Below are 6,450 nucleotides of genomic sequence, written 5' to 3'. Positions count from 1 at the left end.
AGCAAATCGAAACCTCATCAGACAACCAACCTCCCATTCACGAGCAAGAGAACGTTCCCAAAAAAGCAAAACGAGCGCAAGCTAATCGCGGTTGTCGATTGCCAGATGATTTCAAACCTAATTTGCAATACGCAATCGATAAAGGCTTAACCCATGATGAGGCGCTGTTAGAAATCGAACGGTTCAGAAATTTTTGGCTGGCAAAATCCGGAGCAAATGCAAACAAAACAGATTGGCCGGCGACATGGCGAAACTGGATTATACATCCAGAGTACGGAGCGCTATCCAAGAAACAAACACAAACACTTAGAGGTTATCATGGAAAATTCACTCAGAAAACTTTCACAGAACAGCTTGCAGAAGGCTTCAACGAACTCAGAGATCATCTCTCATCTGGAGAAGATTATGGAAATGATCAGTCCGGGATATCCATTGACGCTGAAAGCTGGGAATACATTGACAAAACAGGAGGAAGCGCAAACCTTAGATGCTTGCAATCGTCTACAAGCGTTGCTCTCTGTGAAAGCTTCAGTTAAGCAAATTGAGCAAGCTTCTTTCCTACTCTCAAGCATGAGAGTCCCTGCGAATACAGACTCTAAAGCCGTCGTTTTATCCTATGGCATGATGCTGGACCGCATTTCGTCATATGCTCTGAAAAAGGGCGTTGAAGATATCGTAACTGGTCAAGCAATTGGGATATCAAAAACATTTATGCCAACTTGTGGAGAGCTTTTAACTTATTGCCAGACACTAGAAAATACCCTTCTTTCAAAAGCCGAAACTGTACGTAGAGCAATTGAAAACACACGTGAGAAAACACTCAAAGAAAAAACAGCGAAAGAGCATTTTAGACCACTAACGCTTGTTCACAAGCAAGAGCTTGAAGAAACTTTAACTGGTCTTAGGGGAACAGTGAAAAACATTGCAGGTTAGCAAACTAGTGAAAAGTGCTGATCATTTTACGATTAGACATGCATTTAAATCGACAAAAAAGCACCTTACAAAGCGATTTAAAGATTTTACGATGAAAACCATATCTGCAATATAAAACGCTCTGTACAGTCAAATTTTAGGCAAATATACCAATTGGTAAAATTATGGACTAAAAACATGAGAATATTAAAAGACCTGTTCTTAAAAAAACGTAAACAACCCATGCAAAAAGAGTTTGTTGCGACAGCTGTTGGTTATGTTCCTTGGGGGGGCGGAGCAGAGGAGTATTTTTACAACCTCTACGAATATGAAGACGGCACAAGAGAGTGTGAAAAGTTTGATGGCGGACAGTATTACAAAACACCTAAGAATGCCGATTTTAGTACCAAAGCGCAAGTAAAAGCTTGGGTTTACGGTGGAAATATTCCGAAAAGCGTTCTCAATTACGAACCTCTTATAGATGAGATCAATAAAGAGATCAAAAAATTATCGGAAGCTTCTGAAAAAACAATGATTAGATGCTAACTCATATCAGGAACAACTTGACAAATTTTTAAAAGCCATTAGGTTACGAGGCAGGCTTAAAACACCTGTAACCAATCGGTTCAACAGTATCCCGAAAGATCTGTTGCCCTTCATTTTATTATTCCAGGGTCTTCACATGTATGTCCAAGGGTAACCTAAAGATGTGAAGGACTGAATTGGTTCGGTTGTTTTAGCCCTGGATACTTAAACTTTTAAAACAAAGGAACCAATATTATGAACACACTCATTAAAATATCAGAAAAAATTATTGAACAAGAAATTGTGCAAACGGTCAATGCGCGTGAGTTACACGCATTCATGGAAATAGGAAAACGTTTCGCTACTTGGATTACAGATCGTATTAATCAATATACATTTGAAGAAGGTAAAGATTTCATAAAAACACAAGATTTGCGGTTCCCAAAATTGGGAAGCGCAAAATCTAGAGCTGTTACAGCAATAGAATATCATCTCACTCTAGACATGGCGAAAGAGCTCTCAATGGTTGAACGCAATGAGAAAGGACGTCAAGCACGCCGTTACTTTATTGAGTATGAAAAGAAACTGAGAAACCAATCTGTTGATTATAATCGTGATACGCGCTTTGATTTGCCAAGCTATTGGGAAGATATGAACGCTGGTGAAAAAGTTTTATATCTTTTAGGTCCAATTCATGTGCGTCTTCTTGATGCCTTCAGAGTAGATGAAGAAAACAGAAAATATAAAGCTCTCATTAAAGAAGCAAAACAGGTTCTAGCAAGGTCTGCCGTAAAAGCAGCTTAGATTTAAAAACATAACTCCCCATTTTAAAAGTGGGGAGGAAGTTAAGCCGCATTTTTGATTGTGATAACAACTTGCTTGCCAAGAACACTCAGTGCTTGCTCTAATGTTTGAAGCTTAGTTGGATAATTTGGATCAAGAATGCGTCTTGCTTCTGTTTCTTTTTTACCCAAACGATTAGCCAATTCTGTTTTTGTGATATTCGCTTCATTAAAGGCTTCTACCACTGCAAGTTTAAGAGCATTCCACGCATCTACCGTGACCTCTACAAGGTCTTTATATTGCTGTGGTACTGGTAAAGGTAAACCGCGCATAGGATAGCTCCGTAATGCTAACCCTAAAGCTTCAACAGCATTCTCTAATGCCTCAGTTCTATTTTCTCCAGCTGTTATTGCTTCTGGTACATCTGGAAAGGTTACAATAAAACCACCATCTGGATCAGATTCCAGTTTTGCTTGATACGTGTACTCCATGTTTAGGTCTCCTCGCCATGATCAAAATGCTTTTGAAACGAAAAATTAAAGCCGTTGAGAGAGTAACTCATACCCCCAACTGCTTTTTTATTATTTTCACGTAAAGTGGGGTCAATTCACCAGATTTTATAACGGTTGTCTTATCTCCAAAAGTTACCAAATAATGTGACCCTTTACCTGCATCAGGAGCTTCACTGTAATGAATGCCTCTTTTTCTGGCTTCTTTACGTAACTCTCTAAGCAGTGCTTCTCGTTTCATTTAGCCTCCCCTTTCTGCATAAAATGAATATCGCACAAAAAGGTTCGATAGTCAACAATAAATCGAACAAAAAAGTTTGATACAGACTCTTAATGAAAGAATATTTATTGAAAAGTTAAAAGTAGAAATAAGAAAGCCGTGCCATTTGTGTGACATGTTTTTTTTGATGAATAATTTGTCAAATAATATTATAATGTAATACATTAAAAAACTGTTATTAATAAACTGAAATAATTGAATAAATACGCAAATTATGCTAAGATTTTTTATGTATAAATTGCTAATCTAATGGGGCTACAAATATGCTAAATAAAGTGATGTTAATCGGGCGCCTTGGTGCTAATCCCGAAAGCAAAACAATGAATTCTGGAGCAGAAATAGTCAATTTTAGTATAGCGACTTCTGAGAGCTATACAGATAAAAAAACCAATCAAAAAGTAGAGAAAACAGAATGGCATTCCGTGGTGATTTTTAATCCGCATTTAGCAAAAATTGCACTTCAATATCTAAACAAAGGTTCAAAGGTTTACATAGAAGGAAAATTACAGACACGCAAATGGCAAGATAAAAATGGGCATGACCGTTACACAACAGAGATTGTCTTACCACAATTCAAAGGCGAGTTGTATTTGCTTGATGCAAAGAAAGATCAATCAGCATCCCCTACCCCTTCACCTATTACTTCTCAAAATTATGCTATCGCTTCAGGTGCTCAAGATTATAGAACAGCTCTTAACGATAGCGTCCCATTCTGATTGAAAAAATATGGCTAAAAGAAAAAAACATGCAAAACGTGGTCGTCCTCGGATTAAAGGATGTATCAGAGAACCAAATGGACGCATCTCACGAGCAAAAACACCGCATGAACCCATGGATAAATTGGCAATTGAAATGCGTGCCAAACGCTTCTGCTTGACCACAGAAGAGGCTAAAAATCCGCTTTCCGGCACCTATATCGGGCGGCTTTATCTGCAAGGTGTGATTAATCAAGACCAATATGATGCTGCACAAAAATATCTTGAAGTGAGAAACAATTACCTATGTGCAAAAGGATTGCCTAATGCAATTTATGATAACTTTACTCCTTCATCAAATGAGGAGGCACAAAAACGGTGGATTGAAAGAGCAACTCATTGTTATGAATTGACGAAAGAGGCTATCAAAGAAGCACAACACCTCTATAGAAAGTATAATCTTTATGCTGCATTACAATATCTTGTTATAGAAGATCAATCGCTAACACATCTTGTTAGTTCTTTGCGTATTGTTCTTAATGCGCTTCATAAGCACTTTAGCCATTAAAAAAGAATTGACATCAGATGAAAAATCATTAAAATGTGTATATATTTACACATCGTTAGTTTAGGGAATGGAACAAGATAGCCGAAAAATCATTGCAAAATTAAAGCGTGATGGCTTTGAACTTGTCAAAGTAAAAGGTTCTCATCATAAATTAAAAAAAGATGGTAAGGTTGTTATTGTTCCACATCCTAAAAAAAATCTTCCGATTGGTACAGCACGTTCTATCGCACAACAAGCAGGTTGGTTAAAAAAAGGAGAAGAAAAATGAAAAGATTTTTTGCTCTTGTTCATAAAGATGAAGATTCTGCTTTTGGTGTTCAGTTTCCTGATTTTGAGGGGCTTTTTTCTGCTACTGATGAGGAAGAAAATTTAATCGCAAATGCAACAGAAGCACTTCAACTTTATTGTGAAGATATAGATATAGTGCCTATTCCTTCAAAATTTGAAGAAGTCATACAACGGGAATCTGTCAAAACAGCTTTGTCAGAAGGAGCTTTTTTAATACAAGTCCCCTTTATTGAAAATGATGCAGAAGTGGTACGTACGAATATATCTATTGAAAGAGGGCTTTTGCGTGCAATTGATGATTGTGCACAAGAAAGAGGTTTAACAAGATCTGCTTTTTTGGCAACAGCAGCGCGTCACGAGCTTAATATTTAGATTTTCTTCTTTTTTAGCTGTGTCAATACATACCTTTTTGTTTCTAAAAACACCATATTTAGGTAAAAAAAATAAAAAAAATACAAGATCATGATTTTTTTTGTTGACATAGTGTAAAAAATCGTATTTAATGACGACACGGCACTAGTCGTATTGTGTCTAAAATTCAAAAATATCCTCAAAAATTCAGTAAAATGTGAACTTGAAACGTGGCTAGAAAGCCCCGTTTTCTAGGTAATTCTGGTTAATCAATTTTTCACAGAATAAAAATCAATATTTGACTAATGATGTCATTAATTATGACTCAAAAGGAGCAATGATGAAAGCTGTCATCACTAAGCCAATGTGTGTTGTTGGAGACAATAAAAGCACTGTTCGCTTTGAACCATCAACACCCAATAATCCATTTGTTGAAGTTTCTAATCAAGTCTACGCACGTCTCAAGCGCGCTAATGCTGCAAAACTTTTTGTTGAAGTCAAGACAACAGCAAAACCTGACAAGGCGGTTGAACAAATTAAACAGATAGAACCAGAAGCCGTACAAACATCATCTGAACCAGTGACAGAGAAAACCTCACTCGAAAAACCAAAAGCACCTAAAACTTCCAAGTCATCAACACCTACCCCCAAAAAGGCTTAGAAGTTGAAATTAATTATCCACCAAAAATGGTATCTTCAACAGGTAAAAGATACCTTCACAAACCTTCAAGCACCACGCCTTAATTGGGCTCTGCGTAATGCTCTAAACACTGCAGCAAAACAAGTTGAACGCTTTACTGAAAAGCAAGTTGCAGACATCTCATCAGCCCAAATAAAGCGTATAAGAAGAGGTGTTTATATTAAAGAAAAGGCGACAGCAAGGTTTCTTGAGACAGATATCATTGGTTCTGGAACACCAATACCTCTTAAATTTTTTCAAGCAAGAGAAACAAAACGCGGCGTAACTTACACACTGTTTGGAAAGAAAGAAATCTTACCCCATGCTTTTATCAAAGGTGGGAGTTTTCCAAAGCGCGTTGAATTAAAAAAGCTGAATGGGAATGTGTTTCAAAGAGCCGATGGAGATCAATTCCCCATTGCAAAACAAAAAGGACCCTCCATTGCTGGGGTGATGTCCAAGCCAGAAATTGCAAGTGCTATTGTAAAAAAAGCCAATGAAAGACTAATCGAAAACATACAGTACCAACTTGCTCGTCAAGAATATGCCGCCAAGATGAAAGCTAAATAATGTTCTTAAGCTATGTCAACACACTACTCACTTTAATTGTAATTTTTAAAGCAGATTATCACTTGCGCTTTGGTTTTTCCCAGAAAAAAGTCAATAAAATCAATACAAAAGGTACTTCCCAGCGGGTTGGGTCTGTTGCGGGGCGGACGAGCGCGAACTATCGCTAGCGACAGAATTTTCAAATCAACTGTACATTGTACATTTAACTCATTGATAAATAATGATTTCAATATGTACACTGTACAGTATGCGATTATTTTTAGATAAAAATTATTTTTACTCTTGACATT

General features: G+C 37.1%; 11 protein-coding genes and 1 pseudogene. 10 read left to right on the top strand and 2 right to left on the bottom strand.

Annotation, left to right across the window (positions count from 1 at the left end):
- From ACFIJP_RS08385 to ACFIJP_RS08370, 4 genes and pseudogenes are all read left to right on the top strand, one after another.
- A pseudogene (locus ACFIJP_RS08385) lies at positions 1-536 on the top strand (hypothetical protein); the annotation flags it as partial.
- On the top strand, positions 520-933 hold the full coding sequence (locus ACFIJP_RS08380; protein WP_375626927.1) for a hypothetical protein: 414 nt from the start codon (positions 520-522) through the stop codon (positions 931-933). The pseudogene ACFIJP_RS08385 and the gene ACFIJP_RS08380, both read left to right, overlap by 17 nt.
- 177 nt (positions 934-1,110) lie before the next feature.
- Positions 1,111-1,458, top strand: a complete 348-nt coding sequence (locus ACFIJP_RS08375; RefSeq protein ID WP_375626926.1) for a hypothetical protein — start codon at positions 1,111-1,113, stop codon at positions 1,456-1,458.
- 234 nt (positions 1,459-1,692) lie between these two features.
- Positions 1,693-2,241, top strand: coding sequence for an antA/AntB antirepressor family protein (locus ACFIJP_RS08370; protein ID WP_375626924.1), 549 nt, complete (start codon positions 1,693-1,695; stop codon positions 2,239-2,241).
- Between the two features lie 41 nt (positions 2,242-2,282).
- Here ACFIJP_RS08370 and ACFIJP_RS08365 read toward each other — a convergent pair whose 3' ends face one another.
- Both ACFIJP_RS08365 and ACFIJP_RS08360 read right to left on the bottom strand, forming a co-directional pair.
- Positions 2,283-2,711, bottom strand: a complete 429-nt coding sequence (locus ACFIJP_RS08365; protein WP_375626922.1) for a type II toxin-antitoxin system HicB family antitoxin — start codon at positions 2,709-2,711, stop codon at positions 2,283-2,285.
- Between the two features lie 67 nt (positions 2,712-2,778).
- Positions 2,779-2,970 (bottom strand): hypothetical protein, encoded by a 192-nt coding sequence (locus tag ACFIJP_RS08360; protein WP_004859817.1) that lies wholly within the window; start codon positions 2,968-2,970, stop codon positions 2,779-2,781.
- 302 nt (positions 2,971-3,272) lie between these two features.
- Between ACFIJP_RS08360 and ssb the strand changes: the two genes are divergently transcribed.
- The 6 genes from ssb to ACFIJP_RS08330 all read left to right on the top strand — a co-directional run bounded on the left by ssb (position 3,273) and on the right by ACFIJP_RS08330 (position 6,160).
- The gene (gene ssb / locus ACFIJP_RS08355) at positions 3,273-3,725 is read left to right on the top strand and encodes a single-stranded DNA-binding protein (protein ID WP_375626920.1); all 453 of its coding nucleotides are present in this window, start codon (positions 3,273-3,275) and stop codon (positions 3,723-3,725) included.
- Between the two features lie 10 nt (positions 3,726-3,735).
- Entirely contained in the window at positions 3,736-4,272 is a 537-nt protein-coding gene (locus ACFIJP_RS08350) for a hypothetical protein (RefSeq protein ID WP_375626918.1), read from the top strand.
- A gap of 67 nt (positions 4,273-4,339) precedes the next feature.
- Positions 4,340-4,540: a type II toxin-antitoxin system HicA family toxin gene (locus ACFIJP_RS08345; protein ID WP_007553727.1), complete on the top strand. Its 201-nt coding sequence runs from the start codon at positions 4,340-4,342 to the stop codon at positions 4,538-4,540.
- Positions 4,537-4,932 (top strand): type II toxin-antitoxin system HicB family antitoxin, encoded by a 396-nt coding sequence (locus ACFIJP_RS08340; RefSeq protein ID WP_375626916.1) that lies wholly within the window; start codon positions 4,537-4,539, stop codon positions 4,930-4,932. The genes ACFIJP_RS08345 and ACFIJP_RS08340 overlap by 4 nt, the downstream gene beginning before the upstream one ends.
- Before the next feature lie 319 nt (positions 4,933-5,251).
- Positions 5,252-5,572 (top strand): hypothetical protein, encoded by a 321-nt coding sequence (locus tag ACFIJP_RS08335; RefSeq protein ID WP_375626929.1) that lies wholly within the window; start codon positions 5,252-5,254, stop codon positions 5,570-5,572.
- A gap of 3 nt (positions 5,573-5,575) precedes the next feature.
- Positions 5,576-6,160: a hypothetical protein gene (locus ACFIJP_RS08330; protein WP_375626914.1), complete on the top strand. Its 585-nt coding sequence runs from the start codon at positions 5,576-5,578 to the stop codon at positions 6,158-6,160.
- The last annotated feature ends 290 nt before the right edge of the window (positions 6,161-6,450 follow it).

It is taken from the genome of Bartonella sp. MU37NMGALS (assembly GCF_042194015.1).
Taxonomy (GTDB): Bacteria; Pseudomonadota; Alphaproteobacteria; order Rhizobiales; family Rhizobiaceae; genus Bartonella; species Bartonella grahamii.
This window is presented reverse-complemented; position numbering and strand designations above follow the sequence as displayed.